The 21,106-nt window shown below is 39.6% G+C and carries 19 protein-coding genes and 3 pseudogenes; 12 read left to right on the plus strand and 10 right to left on the minus strand.

Annotated features, from left to right (window positions below; all coding sequences use genetic code 11):
* The first annotated feature begins 18 nt into the window (after positions 1-18).
* Both JCM10991_RS01965 and JCM10991_RS01970 read left to right on the plus strand, forming a co-directional pair.
* Positions 19-279, plus strand: a complete 261-nt coding sequence (locus JCM10991_RS01965) for a PspC domain-containing protein (protein ID WP_025020406.1) — start codon at positions 19-21, stop codon at positions 277-279.
* 134 nt (positions 280-413) lie between these two features.
* Positions 414-1,829 carry a basic amino acid/polyamine antiporter gene (locus JCM10991_RS01970; protein ID WP_025020407.1) on the plus strand — a complete coding sequence of 472 codons (1,416 nt, stop codon included), beginning with the start codon at positions 414-416 and terminating at the stop codon, positions 1,827-1,829.
* Between the two features lie 97 nt (positions 1,830-1,926).
* On the opposite strand, the gene JCM10991_RS01975 is transcribed toward JCM10991_RS01970, so the two are convergent.
* The 7 genes from JCM10991_RS01975 to JCM10991_RS02005 form a co-directional block, all read right to left on the minus strand.
* Positions 1,927-2,286, minus strand: a complete 360-nt coding sequence (locus JCM10991_RS01975; protein ID WP_025020408.1) for a hypothetical protein — start codon at positions 2,284-2,286, stop codon at positions 1,927-1,929.
* Positions 2,274-2,612, minus strand: a complete 339-nt coding sequence (locus JCM10991_RS01980) for a DUF805 domain-containing protein (protein ID WP_025020409.1) — start codon at positions 2,610-2,612, stop codon at positions 2,274-2,276. Before JCM10991_RS01980 ends, JCM10991_RS01975 begins: the two co-directional genes overlap by 13 nt.
* On the minus strand, positions 2,602-2,979 hold the full coding sequence (locus JCM10991_RS01985) for a hypothetical protein (protein ID WP_025020410.1): 378 nt from the start codon (positions 2,977-2,979) through the stop codon (positions 2,602-2,604). Before JCM10991_RS01985 ends, JCM10991_RS01980 begins: the two co-directional genes overlap by 11 nt.
* Positions 2,980-3,081: 102 nt before the next feature.
* Positions 3,082-4,212, minus strand: a complete 1,131-nt coding sequence (locus tag JCM10991_RS01990) for a mannitol-1-phosphate 5-dehydrogenase (RefSeq protein WP_025020411.1) — start codon at positions 4,210-4,212, stop codon at positions 3,082-3,084.
* 2 nt (positions 4,213-4,214) lie between these two features.
* Positions 4,215-4,658, minus strand: coding sequence for a PTS mannitol transporter subunit IIA (locus JCM10991_RS01995; RefSeq protein ID WP_023860368.1), 444 nt, complete (start codon positions 4,656-4,658; stop codon positions 4,215-4,217).
* A 17-nt stretch (positions 4,659-4,675) separates the two neighbouring features.
* Entirely contained in the window at positions 4,676-6,469 is a 1,794-nt protein-coding gene (locus JCM10991_RS02000) for a PTS mannitol transporter subunit IICBA (RefSeq protein ID WP_023860369.1), read from the minus strand.
* Positions 6,470-6,594: 125 nt separating this feature from the next.
* The gene (locus JCM10991_RS02005) at positions 6,595-8,649 is read right to left on the minus strand and encodes a BglG family transcription antiterminator (RefSeq protein ID WP_025020412.1); all 2,055 of its coding nucleotides are present in this window, start codon (positions 8,647-8,649) and stop codon (positions 6,595-6,597) included.
* 313 nt (positions 8,650-8,962) lie between these two features.
* Here JCM10991_RS02005 and adhE point away from each other — a divergent pair.
* The 4 genes and pseudogenes from adhE to JCM10991_RS15545 all read left to right on the plus strand — a co-directional run bounded on the left by adhE (position 8,963) and on the right by JCM10991_RS15545 (position 14,032).
* Positions 8,963-11,634: pseudogene (adhE, locus tag JCM10991_RS12190) on the plus strand (bifunctional acetaldehyde-CoA/alcohol dehydrogenase).
* 225 nt (positions 11,635-11,859) lie between these two features.
* Positions 11,860-13,679 (plus strand): annotated as a pseudogene (glmS, locus tag JCM10991_RS12195) (glutamine--fructose-6-phosphate transaminase (isomerizing)).
* A 51-nt stretch (positions 13,680-13,730) separates the two neighbouring features.
* Positions 13,731-13,853 carry a hypothetical protein gene (locus JCM10991_RS16010; RefSeq protein ID WP_263640275.1) on the plus strand — a complete coding sequence of 41 codons (123 nt, stop codon included), beginning with the start codon at positions 13,731-13,733 and terminating at the stop codon, positions 13,851-13,853.
* Positions 13,854-13,894: 41 nt separating this feature from the next.
* A complete protein-coding gene (locus JCM10991_RS15545) occupies positions 13,895-14,032 on the plus strand; it encodes a hypothetical protein (RefSeq protein WP_164478243.1) in 138 nt (45 codons plus the stop codon).
* 196 nt (positions 14,033-14,228) lie between these two features.
* Here JCM10991_RS15545 and JCM10991_RS14280 read toward each other — a convergent pair whose 3' ends face one another.
* Positions 14,229-14,933, minus strand: a complete 705-nt coding sequence (locus JCM10991_RS14280; protein WP_023860373.1) for a hypothetical protein — start codon at positions 14,931-14,933, stop codon at positions 14,229-14,231.
* Positions 14,934-15,217: 284 nt separating this feature from the next.
* Here JCM10991_RS14280 and rsmG point away from each other — a divergent pair, with 284 nt between their 5' ends.
* The 6 genes and pseudogenes from rsmG (at position 15,218) to JCM10991_RS02055 (ending at position 19,499) form a co-directional block, all read left to right on the plus strand.
* The gene (gene rsmG / locus JCM10991_RS02030) at positions 15,218-15,955 is read left to right on the plus strand and encodes a 16S rRNA (guanine(527)-N(7))-methyltransferase RsmG (protein ID WP_023860374.1); all 738 of its coding nucleotides are present in this window, start codon (positions 15,218-15,220) and stop codon (positions 15,953-15,955) included.
* 17 nt (positions 15,956-15,972) lie between these two features.
* Positions 15,973-16,761, plus strand: coding sequence for a ParB/RepB/Spo0J family partition protein (locus JCM10991_RS02035; protein ID WP_025020413.1), 789 nt, complete (start codon positions 15,973-15,975; stop codon positions 16,759-16,761).
* A gap of 5 nt (positions 16,762-16,766) precedes the next feature.
* A complete protein-coding gene (locus tag JCM10991_RS02040; protein ID WP_025020414.1) occupies positions 16,767-16,955 on the plus strand; it encodes a DUF951 domain-containing protein in 189 nt (62 codons plus the stop codon).
* Positions 16,956-16,976: 21 nt separating this feature from the next.
* Positions 16,977-18,076: pseudogene (gene ychF, locus JCM10991_RS12205) on the plus strand (redox-regulated ATPase YchF).
* 11 nt (positions 18,077-18,087) lie between these two features.
* Positions 18,088-18,822 carry a DUF1129 family protein gene (locus JCM10991_RS02050; protein WP_023860378.1) on the plus strand — a complete coding sequence of 245 codons (735 nt, stop codon included), beginning with the start codon at positions 18,088-18,090 and terminating at the stop codon, positions 18,820-18,822.
* Between the two features lie 92 nt (positions 18,823-18,914).
* Positions 18,915-19,499 (plus strand): DJ-1 family glyoxalase III, encoded by a 585-nt coding sequence (locus tag JCM10991_RS02055; RefSeq protein WP_025020416.1) that lies wholly within the window; start codon positions 18,915-18,917, stop codon positions 19,497-19,499.
* Positions 19,500-19,681: 182 nt separating this feature from the next.
* On the opposite strand, the gene JCM10991_RS02060 is transcribed toward JCM10991_RS02055, so the two are convergent.
* Both JCM10991_RS02060 and JCM10991_RS02065 read right to left on the minus strand, forming a co-directional pair.
* Positions 19,682-20,362 (minus strand): LiaF transmembrane domain-containing protein, encoded by a 681-nt coding sequence (locus tag JCM10991_RS02060; protein ID WP_023860380.1) that lies wholly within the window; start codon positions 20,360-20,362, stop codon positions 19,682-19,684.
* Between the two features lie 3 nt (positions 20,363-20,365).
* Positions 20,366-20,827: a LytTR family DNA-binding domain-containing protein gene (locus tag JCM10991_RS02065; RefSeq protein ID WP_025020417.1), complete on the minus strand. Its 462-nt coding sequence runs from the start codon at positions 20,825-20,827 to the stop codon at positions 20,366-20,368.
* Positions 20,828-21,106 lie beyond the last annotated feature (279 nt).

Below are 21,106 nucleotides of genomic sequence, written 5' to 3' on the forward strand. Positions count from 1 at the left end.
ATTAAGGAGGAAAAAACTATGGCTAAAAAGAAATTGATGAAGTCTAATGATCGCATTGTTTCCGGGGTATTTGGTGGGATTGCCGAGTACTTTGGCTGGGAAAAAACCTTAACTCGTTTAGTGGGGGCGGTACTAATAATTTTTCCAGGGAATGTTTTTTTAGGAATTTTACTTTATGTAGTTGCTGCCATGGTTATGCCTGATAAGGCAGGTTACGATGACAATCGTGAAGAAGACGAAACGATTATTGAAGGTGAATTTAAACCTAAAGGTAAGTAAATAATATGGTAATGAGAATCCTGGCAAGAGGATTCTTTTTTGCTTAGATTTGAATAAATATTCTTGTATTTTATAGCTATCTCCCGTAAAATTACTATTTGTATCAAGTAATTTAGATTTAGGAAGTTTAGAAAATGAATAATAATCAAGAAAAGGGCATTAGTAAATTGGGCTTGATTGCTCTAATTATTTCTTCTTCGATTGGTGCTGGAGCCTTTGGAATTACCAGTGATTTGGCGCGTGTCGCTAGTGGAGGTCCAGCTCTGATTGCTTGGGGGATTGTCGGTTTAGGTGTTTTCTTTTTTGTGATGTCATTGTTAAATTTATCGCGAAAGCGGGATGATTTGAATGCCGGACTTTTTGTTTTTGCCCAAGCTGGTTTTGGACGTTTAGCAGGTTTTATCAGTGGTTGGAGCTATTGGTTAGCTGCTGGAATTGGTAATATTGCTTTGGCCACCATGATGATGAGTGCTTTAGGAAAATTTTTTCCACTTTTCGGTAATGGTCAAAATGTTGCTTCGGTTCTGGGAGCGATAGTTTGCATTTGGTTACTAACTGTATTAGTTAACCGAGGGGTAGAAAGTGCCTCTCTGATTAATACAGTGGTCATGATTTGTAAGTTAATTCCGTTATTCGTCTTTGTGGTAGCAATGGTTTTGGCTTTCAAATTGGAGATGTTTCACCAAAATTTTTGGCTAAAGGTGACTACGAATCTAAAAACTCAAGAAGGTAGTCTATTTGATCAGGTACGTGGGAGTATTATGGTTATGATGTGGCTTTTTGTTGGGGTGGAAGGAGCCACTGTTTTAGCTAATCGAGCTAAACGCCGGAATGACGCTTATCAGGCTACTTACCTTGGCCTGTTGGCATTGTTGGTAATTTACATGTTAGTTTCAATCTTGCCTTACGGAGTACTTAGTCAAGCACAGCTAGCTCAAGGAGGGCAGCCTGCCTTAGCGGACGTGTTGCAAGCTGTTGTTGGTAAATGGGGGGCTAATCTTATCAATTTAGGCTTGATCATTTCGGTTGGTGGAGCGTGGTTATCTTGGACCTTATTACCTGCAGAAGTGGCCACGTTAATGACACAAAATCGCTTGTTACCTCAATATTGGGGTAAACTTAATAATTACGCAGCGCCAACCTTTTCTTTGGTAATTGCAGGGATTATGCAGACAGTATTTGTCTTATCTATGTTATTTACCAGTCAGGCTTACACCTTTGCTTACACCTTGTGTACGTCAGCTTATATGCTATGTTATCTTTTGGTTACGTTATACCAGGTGAAGTACTCATGGCAAAATCGCGAGTGGGGCCAAACGGTGATTGGAGTTGGGGCCAGTATTTTTCAATTAACGGCCATTTTACTGGCTGGTCTCCAAGAGTTATGGTTGATTACCATTGCTTTTATACCTGGTTTTTATTTCTTTGACCAGGTTTGTCGGCAAGAAAATCGTTCTTTAACCAAATTGGAAAAAGGTTGGATGGCGATAATATCTTGTTTGGCTTTGATTGCTTTAATTGGTCTTTGCGTGGGGATAATTACTATCTAAATTAAAAGCCTTTCCTCAATGTAAAACCGCTAGAAATCATCATGTAATAAGTGCTGTTGATGGTTTCTAGCGGTTTTATTATGCTATTTTTAGTTATTTAGCTATCACTATCAGTTGTACTTGAAGAATTTTCTTCAGACATAGTTATTTGTGCGTTGCTTGGAGTGGTGATTACCAAAGAATCAGTGTTAATTACTTTGTTATCAAGTTCACTTTCCTTAGTACGTAAGAAGAACTTCATAAAACCGTTACTCTCAGGACTGATGGTGAGTTGATTACTTGGAAGTAAAGTTAAGATTAAGAGGGCAATACTGATGAGATGGTTAATCAATGCTATGCCCAAAATGCCGACCGAGTATAGGGGTGAGTTAAAATCGGTGTCGAAATTATCGAAAACATTGACAATTTCGACAAAAATTGAAATATTTAGAATAATTTGTGCGCCTAAAAATACCAAGAAACCACGCCCCCGTAGCCAACATCGCGGTAGCGCCGAATTGTTAGTGCCAAAGAGGGTAAAAATAAAACTAGCCAAGTTAAAAGTATAACTGCGAGAAAAACCATTATTGCTATATCAGTTTCGTAATCGTCATTTATTGAATCGCTTATAGCTACTTGACTGAAAATAATTACGATAAAAACCAAACCCGATAAGAAAAAAGTTAATTGCATCCACCAGTAACCTGCTCGTGTTGTTCGACCTTGGAAATCGACGTAACCTTTCCAGTAATCAATAAAAGCTTGTTTGAAGGAAACTTTTTCAGTTTTGTTATTAGTTTTCATAATGAGCTTCACCCTCATCGCTGACGCTAATTTTTAAGAAGATAATGGCTAAAAGACAAAATGTTGCGGGAATGATTAAGAAAAGCATGAAAATCAGTGGTGAAGCAAATGCGATGATGCTGAGGACTAAACCCACATTGTTTTTGAAAAAGTGCTTAAAGACAAGGTAACTTGCAAGCACAATCCCGACAACCGACACCATACTGAGTAAAGACCAGTAGAAAATCCCAGAGAGGGTGTCCAAATCACTGGAGAAAAGTGGTGCATGGTTGGTAATTTTAGCCGCAAAGTTGTAGAACCCTAATAAATAGATAACTAATTGGAATGTAGTTAAAGCATACATCCAGTTAAGAATTTTTTCTTTCATAATTTTTTCCTCCTGTATTCATATTCTAACCTATCTTTTCTATGACAACAAGCTTAGATAGTAAGCACACAAAAAGACGCCCCGTAAGGCGCCTTAGAGAAATTATTTAACAACTTTTGTAATTTCATCAACTAAGGTTAAGCCGGTAACTTCTTTAACCACATCAGCTAGAGGTTGTTCCTTGAGCATGGCTTGAAGCTTTTGACTTTCTTCGTCTTCTGGTTGGTCGAATTTGAAAATCATCCCAACTGTTTCGAGTAAGGCTTGGTAGGAAAGGCCTAGACCCTTAGCTTCACGAATAGGACGAATGAAGCGTTCGTTGTAACCTAATTTCCGAATTGGTGTCCGACCAACGCGAGCGATGTCATCGGAGATGTAGGCGTTTTGGAAACGAGAAATAATCTTAGCTTGGTAAGCTTCGTGTTCTGCTCGGTCAAAGCCCCACTTAGCGATTAACAAGTCACCTGTTTCCTTTAAGACCCGCTTTAATTGGTTAAGCACTTTTTCGTCTTGAATAGCTTCGTCAATAGTCTTGTAACCTAAAGTTTGACCCGTGTAAGCGACGGTAGCGTGTCCAGTGTTAACTGAGAAAAGTTTACGTTCAATGAATGGTTCCAAGTCGCTAGCGTAGTGTACGCCTTCTAATTTAAGGTCTGGATTAGCCATTTGACTTTCATCAACAACCCATTCTTTGAATGGTTCCACGGAAACAAAGAGGGGGTCATCATGTTTTTGTAAAGGTACGATACGGTCAACAGCTGCGTTAGGGAAACCGATGTATTGATCAGCAAAGTCTTTAGCTTCACCTTCCAAGTGCTTGTAAACTTCTTCTTTAAGGTGTTGACTACCACCAATCATGTTTTCGCAGGCAATTACATCAAGCGTTTGAGTTTTACCTGCAGCTTGACGCAACTTGATACCATCTGCGATTAATGGGGCAATGAATTGTAAAATTTTAGGACCGATAGCAGTTGTTACTAAGTCAGTATCTTTGATAGCTTGGGCGACCTTTTCAGGGTCCTTGCCATTGTTAATTCCGTCAACATTAGCAACATGAATTTTTTCTTGGCCATCGGCAGCTAATTCAATTGTGTATTCACCGCGTTGATTTAATGCATCGATGATTGTTTCATTAACATCAACAAAGTCGATTGCAAAGTCATTTGCGGCTAGGGTTTCTCCAATAAAACCACGACCAATGTTACCTGCACCAAAGTGAACTGCTTTTCTCATGTTTATTCAACCTCTTTCAATAAGTTAATAATTTCTTCTTCTGATTGGGCATCAGCCAATTTTGCCACATTATTAATATCACTACAGAAAAGGGCAATTTGGGAGAGAATGCTCAAGTGTTCATTGTTCAAACCAGCGATACCAAAGACTACCGTTACCACACTAGCTTCATCGGAGTCGTCAGCGCTAAAGTCCACCCCCATTGGAACTTGGACAATAGAAATTCCGGTTTTTTTGATAAACTTTTTTCCTTCATCGGTACCGTGAGGAATAGCGACAAAGTTCCCCATGTAAGTGGAAACGTCGGAATTGCGGGCAATCATGGAGTCAATGTACTCAGGTTCCACGCAACCAGCATCAACTAAGAGCTGACCAGCCATGCGAATAGCTTGGGTTTTAGTGGCTGCTTGGGCATTTAACGTAATCATATCTTTTTGTAATTCCATTTCATTTCACCGCTTTCCTAGTTTAATTTGTCAACCAAAGCTGGGTATTGGTCAGAAGTTAATAAATTGTCAACGACTAAGACTTGTAAATTAGTGTAGCGTAAACGCAAGTTCTTAGCAGCTTCTGGTGTGGCCACAACTAAGTAACTAGCATCGTCTTGGATATCGTCAATAGCAGTGGCGGTAACTTTGGTAGTTTTTTGTGCTTTATGCATTAAAGCTTGTAGTGAAGCAACGGCCATGGTAGCTGTTCCGACGTGTTGGTCGTGACGAACATAAGTTACTTCTTTAACTTTACTTACATCGATATTATCAACATTGTCAGTTGAATTTTGGTTCTTTGGTTGTTCTTCAGTAGCTGATTGACTATCAATTTGAGTTAAGGCCTTCAAGTTAGCCACAATTTCATCATAACGTGGACTAGATAAGAAGTTATCGACGGCAACGTGCATAGCACTTGGCGTCCGTTCAGCAGCCCGTTCAGCTAATTCTTCTTGAGTAATGACTAAAAGGCCTTGTTCGTCTTGCAATTTGTTAACGGCTGTATTTGTGACAGATATATTTTCAATGCCGGCCTTTTTAACTTTATCGCGTAAGAGAGAAGCCCCCATTGCAGAAGATCCCATCCCAGCGTCGCAAGCGAAAATAATCTTTTTAACATCACGGTAGCTTTCTACGGAAGTTTGGGCTGCTTGAGCTGACATAACGCTTTGACCTTTAGATTCAGCTTTCATTTCTTGCATTTGGGCTTGCTTTTCAGCGAAAGAGTCGTCGTCTTCAGACTTATCGGCTTTCAAAATAATAGCAGCGATTGCAAAAGAAACTACAGCTGCAACTAAAACCCCAGCGATAACACCAAAGTAAGCACCTTTGGCGGTCATCAAAAGAATAGCAATGATAGAACCAGGTGAAGCAGCAGCTTTAAGACCACCACCTAATAATTGGAAGGTGAAAGTTCCACTGACCCCACCAGCAATGGCAGCTAAGATCAAGGCTGGTTTCATCAAAACGTATGGGAAGTAAATTTCGTGAATCCCACCGAAGAATTGGATAATGGCTGCCCCAGGAGCAGAAGCCTTGGATGAACCTTTACCAAAGAACATGTAAGCTAATAAAATCCCTAAACCAGGACCAGGGTTAGATTCGAGTAAGAATAAAACAGACTTGCCAGCAGTGGCAGCTTGTTGTACCCCTAAAGGAACTAAAATCCCGTTCCCAATAGCATTGTTCAAGAATAAAATCTTGGCTGGTTCGATGAAGATATTAGCTAAAGGTAACATGTGAATGGAGATAATCCAGTCAACCCCTTTAGCCATGAAGTTACTTCCGGCGGTAACCAATGGGTTAACGATGTAAGTTCCTAAGATGGCTAGTAACATCCCAATAATTCCGGCGGAGAAATTGTTGTAAATCATTTCGAAACCGGAACGAATCTTTTCTTGGAAGAGTTGGTCGAATTTCTTCATACACCAACCACCAAGAGGTCCCATAATCATAGCTCCTAAGAACATTGGAATGTCGGCTCCGACAATAACCCCCATCACAGCAATGGCCCCGACAACGGCCCCACGTTCTTCGTAGACTAACCGGCCCCCGCAGTAGGCAATTAATAATGGCAATAGGTAATTAAGCATAGGGGTGATTAATTCGGCAATTTTCGCAACAGGTATCCAGCCGCTCTTCATGAATAAGGCAGTGATTAACCCCCAGGCGATAATCGCTGCGATGTTTGGCATAACCATACTAGAAAGGTTAGTACCAAGCTTTTGAATCTTCGCTTTAAATGAAGATTTTGACTTTGTGTTATCCATCGTCTTTTTCCTCCTTTTATTATCTACAAGTATATGTTAGCGCATTCATTAAACGGTTACAATAAAATGAAAATGGCACTTTGGCACAGTAAATTGTGCCAAAATAAAAAAACTAGGATAAAATCCTAGCTTTGGTGATCTTTAATAATTTTTTGCGAGTATTCAATGAACCTTTGAGCTAAATTGTCTTGAATTTCATGAAGGTTCCCCTGTTCAAAAAGACGTAAATTATCTTGGTTAAGAATAATGTTACTAGAAATTAAGGACATAAGTTTACTTTGATTTTCATCCATGTCGGTGGGACCTAGCATTAATAGGAAACGACTGACCTGAGTTGATTCTTGGTCCATGGTTATCATGGTGAGAGGTTCTTTAAGATCAAAGATACTGAAATAACAGTGTCTAATGTGAGGATTACTGGTGTGCAGTAGAGCAATCCGAGAATTAGGAAGGGCAATTGGCGCCAATTGACTACGCTTAAAGAGGGCCTGTCCAATCTCATCTACTTGAGTCGTAATAAGTGTAGGAATTTGTTGGCTAATTAAGGCAATGCTAGCTTTTAAATCGAGATCCTGGTTGTTGAGCTGACTCAAGCTAGTCAAAGCTAAGAGATCCTTGGCTCGGTCGAAGAAATTGGTTTCTTTAGCAAGAAGTTCAAAAGCGGTGTGTTGCACAATAGGAGTAATCTCGGCTTTTTTTTGCGGTTGTAACTCTGCCAGAGCCGAGCGAATCATTTGTCTTTCTTGGCGAGTAATCAAAGGGCTAACCAAGAGATATTCGTGCTTAAAACCTGGTAATTTAAGGGTCGAGAGAATAATATCATACTCATCTAGGTTAGTCGTAGCTAGATTTGAAACCCTTAGGGGGGTAATCTTTTTAAATTCACCAAATTCTTTTTCTAATTGACTTATGAGCATGGCTGACGCACTAATACCATTTTCACAAATGACCAGGGCACTGAGACTATTTTGGTTCAAGCGTTGAAATTCATTAGCAAAATATAGGAGTAGGAGCTGAAATTCAGGTTGTGAAAGCTGGATTTGTCCAAAATGTTTCTGCCAGGCAAATTGAATGGCAGAGAAAAGTTTCGGGTAGTCAGTTTCAAGTGCCGTTAAGGTTTCGATATTAGCGTTGGGGAGTTGTTGGATATTCTTCTGGCTAATATTGAAGATATGTTTGGTCAAACGTCGCAAAAAACTAGGGCTATTTTGAAAGTCACGTCCAAACCTTTCCGAAACTTCTCGGATAAAACTTTGCACTTGAACGGTAATAGTAAAAGATTGATCACGATCCAGACTGAATTGCAAAGGAATATAATCTGTGGCCTGGATTTGTTGGGCCAAGAAAATAATGTCTTGGAAGGTGATGTTAGCCTGGTATTTAGCAGGTAAAGTCTTAACAATTTCCGCAACTTTGGCTTGGTAGGCGAGAACATGGTTATCGGCAGGTTGTGCCTTGAGATGATGACCGCGCCCCCCGCAAGAAATGGCTAAACTAAATAAAATGATGAGTTGAATCATTTGTTGGTCTGAATTAAGGGCTACGGAATCAAGGATAGGTTTTAGTGCGTGTCGGCAGAGGAGAAGTAAATTTTTATCTAATAAACTTAAAAAGAAGTTATCACTAGTTGTTTGGTTAGAATCTAGATACTTCATAAACGTGTATTCATTGATTTCCGAAAGCAAGATTCCGCAAAGCAAAAGTCGCTTTTGGCTTTCATCGCCTTGAACTTGAATACCGTACCCTTTTTTACGAATTAAGGTTAATTCATAATTAGCTAATTGCTTTTCAACCTCATCTAAAGTACGTTGCACGGAACCTTCGCTAATTTGCAGTTCGAGGGCGATACTGGCAATTTTTAACGGTTCGTCCCTTTGTAGTAAAATTGCTCCGATAGCATTATGCCGTTGACTGCTAGTGATGGTTGGCTTGGTAGTGGATTGTAATTGAGCTTGTAATTTAGTCAAGGAAGTTGGGTCACCAGTAATTTGATAGTGGCGGTGTTTATTTTCCAGGCTAAGGCCTTGGTTTTGTAAGAAAAATTTTAAATCCGCCAATTCACGATAAAGGGTCCGTCGACTGATATCGGTTAACTTTTCTAAATCATGTGAGCCAATACCGTTGGTAGCTGTCATAATAGCGTGTAAAATTTCTTGTTGTCTTTGGGTTAACAAAACCATAGCTAAAAGCTCCTTTCTTATTCACTAATATTATACCAAGAAAGCGATTAAATAACAGAAAATGACGGAAAAATTTGGTGAATAAAATCACAAAAATAATATTTTTTGTAAACGGAAACATCATTCTGGGAAGGGTACTTTTGAACTGAATAACATTCACATATATAAATCTTCTTAAATTTCATTGAACTTTTTTCACAAAAAGAGGTTGATTTTTTTGAAAAAGGGGCTTATTATCATAAGTGAAGAAAATCACAAGTGAGTTTCAAGAAAGTAAATCTCTGTTTGGTAATAATTTTAGGAGGAAACCCTGATGGTTAAAGAAGAAAGCAAGAACACTGAATTAACAGCACAAGAACAAGCACAAGCCTACACAGGTCAATTGGTTGATAAAGCATTGGTGGCTGAAGAAACTTTTGCAACTTTTTCACAAGAACAAGTTGATAAAATTGTTGCAGCTATGGCCCTAGCTGGTTCGGAAGCAGCTTTGGAATTAGCTCACGAAGCCGTTGATGAAACAGGCCGTGGAGTTGTGGAAGATAAAGATACTAAGAACCGTTTTGCGACTGAAAATATCTACAACCTAATTAAAGACCAAAAGACTGTGGGAATTATTGGTGAGGATAAAGTTAATGGCCAAGTAAAAATTGCGGCACCTTTAGGGGTTTTGGCAGGGATTGTGCCAACAACGAACCCAACTTCAACCACGATGTTTAAAATTTTGGTAGCCTTAAAGGCTCGTAATGCGATTGTCTTCTCCTTCCACCCTAAGGCTACTAAGTGTTCTGCGCATGCTGCACAAATTTTATATGATGCAGCAATTAAGGCCGGGGCACCAGAAAATATTATTCAATGGATTGATAAGCCATCGCTTGAAAATACTAGCGCCTTGATTCAAAATCCTAAGATTGCTGCAATTTTAGCGACTGGTGGTCCTGGCATGGTAAATGCGGCCTTGAAGTCTGGGAATCCATCTATGGGGGTTGGAGCCGGTAATGGGGCCGTCTATGTGGATCACACCGCTTACCTTGACCGTGCGGTTGAAGACCTCTTATTATCCAAGCGTTTTGACAATGGGATGATTTGTGCAACTGAAAACTCTGCAGTGGTTGAAGCGCCAATCTACGATGAATGGTTAGCTAAAATGCAAGCGAAAGGTGCTTACTTAGTACCAAAAGCTGATTACCAAAAATTAGCTGATTTTGTCTTCAATGATAAGCATGGCGTTAATGGCCCGGTAGCCGGGATGTCTGCTAGTTGGATTTGCCAACATGCTGGTGTCGAATTACCAGCCGGGAAAGATGTTTTATTATTTGAATTAGACCCTAAAAATATTGGTGAAAAGTTATCTTCTGAAAAGTTGTCTCCGCTCTTGTCAGTTTATAAAGCAAAGGATCGTCAAGATGGAATTAAGATTGTGTCTGCCTTGCTAGCTTACCAAGGTGCCGGTCACAATGCTGCTATTCAAATTGGTTCTCAAGTTGATCCATTTATCAGTGAATTTGGTGATAAAGTTAAAGCGGCGCGGGTCTTAGTAAACCAACCAGACTCCATCGGGGGGATTGGTGATATTTACACTGATGCTTTGAAAGCTAGTTTGACTTTAGGAACTGGTTCATGGGGCAAGAACTCCTTGTCACACAACCTATCAACGGAGGATTTGATGAACGTGAAAACAGTTGCCAAGCGGCGTAACCGCCCACAATGGGTACGTTTGCCAGAAAAAATTTACTACGAAAAGAATGCGATTACTTACTTGCAAGATGAAACTGAAGATATTAACCGTGCTTTAATTGTTGCTGATCCTGGAATGGTTCAATTTGGTTTTGTCGACACTGTGACTGCTCAATTGGCGCTACGGGAAAATAAAGTTGTAACTTCCGTTTATGGTACAGTACGTCCTGACCCAACTTTAGGTCAATCAATTGAAATTGCACAACAAATGAAGCAATTTAAACCAGATACCGTAATTGCTTTAGGTGGGGGTTCTGCTCTCGATGCGGCTAAGATTGCGCGTTATATCTACGAATATTCTCTTGATCAAGCAGAAGGCTTCTTGGATTCATATGAAGAAGTAAGTGAACTCTTTACCCGCTTGCAACAAAAATTCATTGATATTAGAAAGCGGATTGTGAAGTTCCACCACGCAACTCAGACACGTCTCTTTGCAATTCCAACCACTTCTGGGACAGGATCTGAAGTGACACCATATGCCGTAATTACTGATGATAAGACTCATGTGAAGTACCCATTGACTGACTACGAATTAACACCACAAGTAGCTATTGTTGATCCTGAATTTGTGATGACTGTACCTAAGCGAACTGTTGCGCTTTCTGGTTTAGATACTTTATCTCACGCTTTAGAATCTTATGTTTCAGTGATGGCATCTGATTTAACTCGTCCATGGTCTTTACAAGCAATCAAGTTAGTCTTTGAAAACTTGGAAGCATCCTATAAGTATGACCCACAAAACCCTACTTTAGAAGGGGAACAAGCTCGCGAAAACATGCACTATGCTGCTACTTTAGGTGGGATGCTTTTGCCAATGCTTTCTTAGGAATTAACCACTCCGTAGCTCACAAGTTAGGTGGGGAATTCGGCCTACCACATGGTTTGGCAATCTCAATTTCAATGCAACCTGTTATCCGCTTTAATGGGGTTGATGGACAAGTTAAGCGTTCGGTTTTCCCACGTTACGAAGTTTACCGGGCTCAAAAGGACTACGCCGACATTGCTCGTGCCCTAGGTTTAACAGGAAAGAACGACGCGGAATTAGTAGATGCGTTGTGCAAGAAGATCCAATCCTTAATGGAAGCTTTAGATGTGCAAACTAAGCTTTCTGAAAATGGGGTATCAAAGGCAGACTTCGATGGTGCTTTGGATAAGTTAGTGGACTTGGTTTACAATGATCAATGTACCCCAGCTAACCCACGGCAACCACGTTTGACTGAGATTCGTCAACTATTAATCGATCTATTCTAAATAGCTAAAATGGTGAGTAGTTCTCGTAAAAAGAGGGCACTCACAATTTTTTGTGCTTGGACTTAATTTTTAAAAATAGATATAGACCAATTTTAAATGAAGTTACTTGACATGGTATATTTAGGGGTGTATATTAGCGTTGTTATCGGATTTTGATTCGATAAGATTTAATAGACCAATTTTGAAAATGAAACAAAAACTTAAGAAAAAAGGATGGACAACATTATGTGTGGAATTGTTGGGGTAACTGGTCGCCAAGATGCGACGGAAATCTTATTACACGGCTTAGAAAAATTAGAATATCGTGGTTATGACTCAGCCGGAATCTTCGTCTCTGCTGAGGATGGTCAAAACTACTTAGTAAAAGAAAAAGGTCGGATTGCTGATTTACGCCAAGAAGTTGGTGATGATGTGCATGGTTCAACAGGGATTGGGCACACTCGTTGGGCGACTCATGGGGTACCAAGTCGTGATAACGCTCACCCTCACGTTTCTGAAGATGGTCGTTTTTACTTGGTTCACAATGGTGTGATTGGTAACTTTGCGCAATTGAAGGCTGAATACTTAGCTGATGTGAACTTCAAGTCAGAAACTGATACCGAAGTTATTGTACAATTAATCGCTCACTTCGCTAAGGAAGGGATGGACGCCAAGGCTGCCTTTAAGAAGGTATTATCTTTAGTCGACACTTCATCTTCCTATGCCTTCTTATTAATGGATAGTCAAGCTAAGGACCACACTTTATACGTGGCTAAGCGCAAGAGTCCACTTTTAATTGGGTTGGTAAAGATTTTAACGTGGTATGTTCTGATGCGATGGCCATGTTAAATGTAACCCACGACTTCTTGGAAATCGCTGATGGTGAAGTCGTAACTATTACGCCAGCTTCAGTTGATATCGAAGATGCTGAAGGTAACAAGGTTGAACGTGCCCCATTCCATGTAGACACGGATGCTTCTGCCGCTGAAAAAGGTGCTTACGAATTTTACATGCTAAAAGAAATTGACGAACAACCTGCGGTTATGCGGACTTTGGAACAAAAGTACTTCGATGAAGCTGGTAACATTTTAATTGACCAGGATTTACGTGATGCCATCAACGCCGCTGACCGTCTCTACATTGTGGCGGCTGGGACTTCTTACCATGCTGGTTTAGTAGGTAAGGAACTTTTCGAAAAGATAGCCGGTGTGCCAACTGAAGTGCACGTAGCTTCTGAATTTGCTTACAATATGCCATTGTTGTCTGCAAAGCCATTCTTTATCTTCTTAACGCAAAGTGGGGAAACGGCCGACAGTCGTGAAGTATTGGTAAATGTTAACAAGTTAGGCTACCCAAGCTTGACCATTACGAACGTACCAAACTCTACCCTTTCACGGGAAGCTTCCTACACCTTACTCTTACATGCTGGTCCTGAAATTGCTGTGGCTTCAACTAAAGCCTACACAGGTCAAATTGCAGTTGAAGCAATCTTAGCTAAAGCCATGGGTCAAGATAAGGACTTAGAAGTAGCAAAGAACTTTGACTTGACAGGTGAATTGACCAAGGTTGCTAATGGGATGCAAGCTTTAGTTGATGAAAAGGGTCAAGTAGAAAAACTAGCTGCTGATGTTTTAGGCACAACTCGTAACGCCTTTTACATTGGTCGAGGAATCGACTATGATGTTGCTTTAGAAGCAGCCTTAAAACTGAAGGAAGTTTCTTATGTGCAAACAGAAGGTTTCGCATCTGGTGAATTAAAGCACGGTACGATTGCCTTGATTGAAAAAGGAACTCCTGTGATTGCGATTATCACAGATCCTAAGACAGCAGCTCATACCCGCTCTAATGTGCAAGAAGTGGTGGCTCGTGGAGCTAACGTCATCAGCATTGCAGCTGAAGGTTTAGCTACTGATAAGGATCAAATTGTCTTGCCAGAAGTACACCCATTATTGACGCCACTTGTTTCTGTGGTTTCAGGTCAATTATTAGCTTACTACACAAGTAAACAACGCGGTTATGATGTGGATAAGCCTCGTAATCTGGCTAAGAGTGTGACCGTTGAATAAAGAAGAATGAAACCGAAAGTATCCGCTCCGTTTGTGAGGGGGTACTTTTTTATGGTTTATTCTGGGGATTATCATTATCCGCTGGATTGTGGCTATAATGGTTGTGAAAATAATTCTGACCCTCAGCTAAGAAATTTACTGAAAAGTCTTGAAAAAATTGCAGTTTTTGTATAAAATTAATAAATGCATGGATTAAATAGAAGGGAGGCATAACAATGTCACAAAACACACACGTTGGTGTCGGTAACGACCGTCGCCCAGTTAACTCAAGTAACGTTAAGAAGCGTCGTGCACAACACAAAGCAGTGCTTGATTTCTTGAAGGAACGCGATGCAGCTGACCAAGCTAAATAATTAGGTCCACTTGGTGTCAACCACGTGGAGCTCGATTTTAGGCCGTAAAGGATTCTAACTCGAGTGGGAATCTGACCTAAGATTAAGTTCAATTAATTGAATAAAGAATTGCTCCACATGGGCCCACTATGGTGCACATGTGGTGTTTTTTTGTGCGAAAAAGCTCGAGGGGTACCCCCGAGCTCTAGTCTAATTATTATTTTTTCTTAAAAGCACTTTGGCAAAAAGCTTTGAATTTGGATATGAGATAAGGTGTTAAAGCGACTTGCGATGCACAAATTTCATCAAGTTGGTAGACAGTAACATCAGTCTTTTGTGCTAGTAAGTTAGTCGTGTCTTTGGGATAAGCGCTTGATTTCTGAACCAAAAACAAGTCAGGAACCTTGCGGATATCGAGATTTTCAAAAAGTTTGGTACCTTGAAGATCATCCCAGCCACCAAAGAAGGCTCCGCCACGATAATGGAGGGGACTGACCCGCACGTCTTCTTGACTAAAGACTTGGTGATTAGTGCTTAAAAGAGCCATTAAGACGGCTGAATTAGCTTGGAAATCAAGTCCCACTAAAAGATAACGGAAGGGATCTAAACCGTACTGGTAGGCGTGTAACAGTAGCCAGCGGGTAGCGGTTTTAATCTTGTAGTTAGCTTGTAAATCATGTTCACTGACTTCTAAATAAGCTAAAGCATAGCCAGCTTGTACCAAAGAGTTAAAAGCATCGAAAGGCCAAGCTTCTTGGTTACAGCTCCGCACGAGGAGAATGAAAGGCTGATGTTTTTTCTGGTTAGTGGTCAGAGTCTGTAAATGGAGGATTTGGTCAGGGGAATTCCCGTAATTTAAATTCAGATAAGTTTCAATGGTTGGTAAAAAATTTGAGTCGGTAATTGTGTGAACTTTGAGCATTGTCTTTACTTTCTATTTTGTTTTTTTTATTGTAATATGAAAAGAGCCGGTCCGCCCGGCTCTTTTTGTGGAAGTGACTTTAGGGGAGATTATAGGATAAGGAAACGTTTTCCTTATCTTCACTTTTATTGTAGCATTTTTGTGGTAAAAATCAAGGAAAAACCTAAGTATGATAGAGTTGCTGGCCTTGTAATTCCCGGCTATTTCCCGTAAACTATAAATGATTGTAAAAATCTGCTATGGCAGAGAAAATGTTGAAAATGAATGATAATCGAGGATAAAAAATGACACCAGAACAGTTTCGTCAGGTTTTAGCTGCTCAAGGTTTGGAGCTGAGCGACCACCAAATGGAGCAATTTGCCCAATATTTTGAGTTTTTAGTCGAAACCAACAAAAATTTAAACTTAACGGCAATTACTGCTGAAAACGATGTATACCTAAAACACTTCTACGACTCTTTATTACCGGCCTTAACAATTAAAGATTTACAGACAGAAAAATTAACTTTGTGTGATGTGGGCGCTGGTGCGGGCTTTCCTTCTATTCCTATGAAAATTGCTTATCCCAATTTAGAAGTTACGATTGTGGACTCTTTGAACAAGCGGATTAATTTCTTAAAGGAATTAGCAGCTAAGTTAGGTTTGGATGGGGTGACTTTCTATCACGCTCGTGCTGAAGAATTCGCCGGTAAGCGATCTGAATTCCGGGAAAGTTTCGATGTCGTAACGGCGCGGGCCGTGGCGCGGATGTCTGTTTTAAGTGAATTGTGCTTGCCTTTAGTCAAGCCTAATGGTCGTTTCATTGCTTTAAAGGCCCAAAAGACCCAAGAAGAAATGGATAATGCCCAAGTGGCTATTAAAACCTTAGGAGGGAAGGTCAGTGCCGACTTTGAATCAACCTTACCTGAAACGGGGGATGAAAGGCATATCGTGGTCATTGACAAGGTCGCTGTTACTCCTAAGAAGTACCCACGCAAGGCTGGTACGCCGGCTAAGCAACCTTTAGGTGAAGTTAGCAAGTGAATGAGGGGGAGTTGACTATGTCCGAAGAAGTCCATAAACTGGCACTTGAAGATATCCGTCCTAACCCTTATCAACCCCGCAAAGTTTTTAGTTCTGAAGCATTGGAGGAATTAGCTCAGTCTATTGCCCAAAATGGGGTTTTTCAACCTATTTTAGTGCGCAAGTCCCAAATTTTTGGTTATGAATTAATTGCTGGGGAAAGAAGGTTACGAGCTAGTGAATTAGCGGGTAAAACGACTATTCCGGCCATTATTCGCTCTATGGATGATCAAGAGATGATGGAAGTCGCTATCTTGGAAAATTTACAACGCGAAAACCTTAGTCCTTTAGAAGAAGCCCAGTCCTATCAAGAATTAATTGAGCGTTTGAATTTAACCCAAGAGCAATTGGCGCAAAAATTAGGGAAATCTCGGCCCTATATTGCCAACTACTTACGACTTTTGGGGTTACCGTCTAAAACCAAGCGACTTTTGCATGAGGGTAAGTTATCTTATGCACAGGCGCGAACTTTATTAAAGGTTAGTGATGCTCAAAAAATTGATCACTTGGCCCAAGAAATTGTCAATCGTGGGTTGACTGTTAAGCAAATTGACCAAGTAGTTAAAATGCCACCAGATGTCAAAAAGACAAAAGCACAATCAAATTCAAAGACTGATTCTTATCAAGCAGAGGCGGTACGGATTTTAGAAGAAAAATTAGGGACGAAAGTTAAACTAATACCACAAAAAAAGGGTGGTAAAATAGAAATTAGTTATGCTTCAGTCGCTGATTTTAATCGTTTATTAGAATTATTGGAAGGAAGGTAAGCAAGATGGATTACGATTTACATGATATTATTGAAACTAAGAAGCCTCACCCTTGTGGGACCAATCGCTGGCAAATTATTCGGATGGGGATGGATATCAAGATTAAGTGTACTGGTTGTGACCGTATTTTGATGATGCCCCGGCGGGATTTTAATAAGCGGATTAAGAAAGTACTTGAAAAAGCAGAAAATTAAACAAAGAAAAGGAAGAAGATTATGGCATTAACAGCTGGAATTGTTGGCTTACCTAACGTAGGTAAATCAACATTATTTAACGCAATTACCAAGGCAGGGGCCGAAATGGCTAATTACCCCTTTGCGACTATTGAACCAAATGTAGGATGGTAGAAGTTCCTGATAAGCGGTTAGCACGGATTGATGAATTAATCCCGGCTAAAAAATTAGTTCACACCACTTTTGAATTTACGGATATTGCTGGAATTGTGAAGGGTGCAAGCAAGGGGGAAGGTTTAGGAAACAAGTTCCTGGAAAATATTCGTCAAGTAGATGCAATTGTACACGTGGTACGGTCCTTTGATGATGAAAATATTACCCACGTGGCTAACAAGGTGGCGCCTTTAGAAGATATTGATACCATCAACTTGGAATTAATCTTGGCCGACTTAGACTCGGTAAACAAGCGTTACGAACGGGTTAAGAAGGTGGCGCGGACTAAGGATAAGGCTGCAGTTGCTGAATTTAATGTATTGGAAAAAATTAAGCCCGTTCTAGAAGCTGGTAAATCGGTTCGCTCTATTGAATTTACTCCGGAAGAAACTAAGATTGTTAAAGGTTTATTCTTATTAACTTCCAAACCAGTTTTATATGTAGCTAATATTTCCGAAGACGATATGGCTAACCCAGAACAAAGTAAGTACTACCAGGAAGTAAAGCAATTTGCTGAAAGTGAAGGTGCTCAAGCTTTAGCCATTTCTGCACGGACAGAAGAAGAAATTGCCGAATTAGATGATGAAGAACGCCAATTCTTCTTGGAAGACTTGGGTGTAGAAGAGTCAGGTTTAGACCGCTTGATCCGGGCTTCTTACAAGTTATTAGGTTTAGCAACTTTCTTCACGGCTGGTGGTAAAGAAACGCGAGCTTGGACTTTTAAGCAAGGTATGAAGGCCCCACAAGTTGCGGGGGTTATCCACTCTGATTTCGAACGTGGTTTCATCCGGGCCGAAACCATGTCCTTTGATGATTTGGATAAATATGGTAGCATCCAAGCCGTGCGTGAAGCCGGACGCTTACGTCTTGAAGGTAAGGACTATGAAGTTCAAGATGGTGACATTATTGAATTTAGATTTAACGTATAGGAGCGATTGTGATGGAAGATAAGAAACCAAGAAATGAAGCTGCCGGTCAAAAACAAGCTGAAGTTCGCAAAGAAGAAGTGGCTCAATATACTGTTCAAAAGCAAGCTAAAACCAGTGAATTAACTAACAAGAATGCCGACTACATGTTCCACTTCCAAAAAGCTTTGGCTAAGACGGATTTGCCTAGTGAACGTCAAGCAGAAATTGTGGCAGAAATGACGGCTGAACTAAAAGAAAAACAAAAAAACGGGGTCGTAGCCAATAAGCTTTACGGACCCGTGACTGAAAAAGTCAAAGAATTAGTAGAAGCTCCCGCTAAAGCTGAAGCCAACAAGCCCCAACCATTCTGGATGACAGCACTAGATAATGGTTTGATTATGTTGATTTTATTCTGTGTAATGTACGCTCTGTTAGGTTTCTTCGACCAAAAGAGTATCAATACTCAAGCTAATGGTTGGTTAACGTTATTGGTAACTTCCGTAGTGGCCGGGACTGGTTTGGCTTACTTCTACACGGCTTTATCACCAGAAAAGATGGCAGCATCTAAGCACAAGTGGTTGAAGATGTTTGGGGCCACCGGAGCTTTGATTATCGTGTGGTTAGTGGCTTACTACTTAGTCATGTTAGTTCCAACAGAATTTAACCGTACTTTAAGTCCGATTGCTTACACCATTTTAGCTATTATTGGTTTCGGGGTTCGTTACTACCTCAAGCAGAAACTTGGTTTTAAGCGGGTAACATTCTAGATTTAAAGAAGTCTGTTTCAGTTTGAAGCAGGCTTTTTGCTTTTTTTTCGGTAAATCATTGTATAATAGAAAAAAAGAAAGAAGGTTTTAGAATGGCAAAGAAAATCGCAGTCGTATGTGCAAATGGTTGTGAAGAAATCGAAGCATTGACCCCAGTAGATGTTTTGCGTCGATTGGGTCAAGAGGTTGATATTGTAGGACTAAGCGGTCAAGAAATAACAGGGAGTCACCAAATTAAATTTAAAGCAGATAGACTTTTAGATGCGAGTCTCTTAGATTACGATATGGTTGTTTTACCTGGGGGGTTGCCTGGGGCGGATTACCTACGCGATAGTGAACTATTAGGTGATTTATTAAAGCAACGTCACCAAGCTGGAAAATGGAATGCGGCGATGTGTGCCGGTCCCAAAGCCTTAGCGAAAAATGGTTTGTTGGATGATACGGACTACACAGCTTATCCTGAAATTGATCAAGAAGTGGCTAATCAAGTCAAAGAAGCACGTTTCCATGATGATCAATTAGTGATTGTGGATCAAAAACAAAAGGTGATAACTAGTAGAGGCCCGGCGACAGCTTTGGCTTACGCTTATCAAATTGCACAAGTGCTTGGAATTGAAACCCAAAGTCTAGAAGAAGGAATGCTGTATACCTTCTTACAAGCACACATTAATGATTAGAGTGAAGAAGATGGCATTGGTCATCTTCTTTTCATTTTGCACCGTATGTTAATCACAAATCATAAATGTGCAAAAAGGGGTGGGAAAATAATAATAGTAAAAGCCTTAAGAAATCAATGCTTTTAGAACATAATTTCTCAAGACTTTTTGATTTATAAAATTTTTTCAGGTATCTTTTTTTCTTAGTGTTCAGTTAATAGAATTACTCGAACAGAGCCAAAAAAATTAGCACCGTTGATTTGGAGGATTGGTCCATTCTTAGTAGCTGGTTCGTTAGCAATAACATTATCTGAACCAAAAATTGAAATCATATTACCACGAATATTCCAATTTTCAGGAACATAAAATAAGGTAGTTCCAAAAAGATTAACGCAATCGACAGTAATGGCTTGGTCACGTGTTTGGGTATCAAAATAGTATTTAGAAGTTCCGAAGAAATTGGCAATGTCGAGATCATTGATTTGGTCATCAAGATAGTGAGTTGTCGAAGAAAATAAGTTGGCATAATCTTCAGAACGACCGTGATGACTCATTTTTACCTTTTCTTTGCTGAATTTGAATGAACTTTCGGTATTTCGAAAAATCATGCTAAAACCAATTCCTAATAACATAATGACAACGAAGATAGTAGTTGGTGTAATTTCATAAAAATGATAGTCTTTTTGTATTAAATAACCCAACCAAGCTAAACCACTAATACCAACCCAATATTCTCTAGCTAAGAGTCCCATAACTAATAGCAGACTAGCTAATAGTTCCCACAAATTGAGTTTTAAATTAGGAAAAAGGTTAATATCTCCTAATAAGAGAGCTAAAGCAATTAAAATGAAGCCAATTCCACCAATAATATTTTTGTTTTTCATAGATTAAAACCTCTTTTCCATCAATTCTTCTAACATGCGTAAATACCGGCGTGAAACATAGATGCTTTTTTGACTATGACGAAACTCTAGTAAATTTCCAGTTAAACTTCGCGATAAGGCATAAATTTTATCAACGTTAACAATTCCTGACTTGGAAATACGTAGGAAATTTTCTGGCAATATTTCTTCGAGCTCATATAGTTTCAAGTTAACTTCTGCTTCTTCGGTTGTACTATGAGCGTGGACTTTTCCTTCTTGAGTCTGGAAAAAGATAATTTCAGAAATTTTCGGGAATATCTGACGTTCACCTTGGAGGAAACGCAATTTTTGTCCTTTAGTTTGCCTTTGTAGTTCTTTTTTAATCACCTTTTGCAAGGCATCAAAGTCTAGTTTAGCATCGTTTATTCTAACAAGGATTTCATCTTCAGTTAACTCTTGGTCTATTTGAATGCTAACTTTTTTCATTGCTCTTCCCTCCCCACATGATTAATAGTATCTAATTAGTTTTAAAAAGAAAAGTCTCAAATGCTAAGTGGTAATTTTTAGTATCTAAGCGGTCTTTTTTTAGCAAAAACTTTCTTAATAAGTTTGTAACGGGGAAATCTGTTCTTTGAATAAAATTTAGGCTCTTAACACAAATTACACAGTAGTATAAATTAGTTATTGTAATATTTGTAATATTTTTATATAAAAATAAACTCCTTATAAAACAATAAAGTAAGCGTGTGCACAGATAAATTTTTT

Origin of the sequence: Ligilactobacillus equi DSM 15833 = JCM 10991 (assembly GCF_000615765.1) — a bacterium.
GTDB lineage: Bacteria > Bacillota > Bacilli > Lactobacillales > Lactobacillaceae > Ligilactobacillus > Ligilactobacillus equi.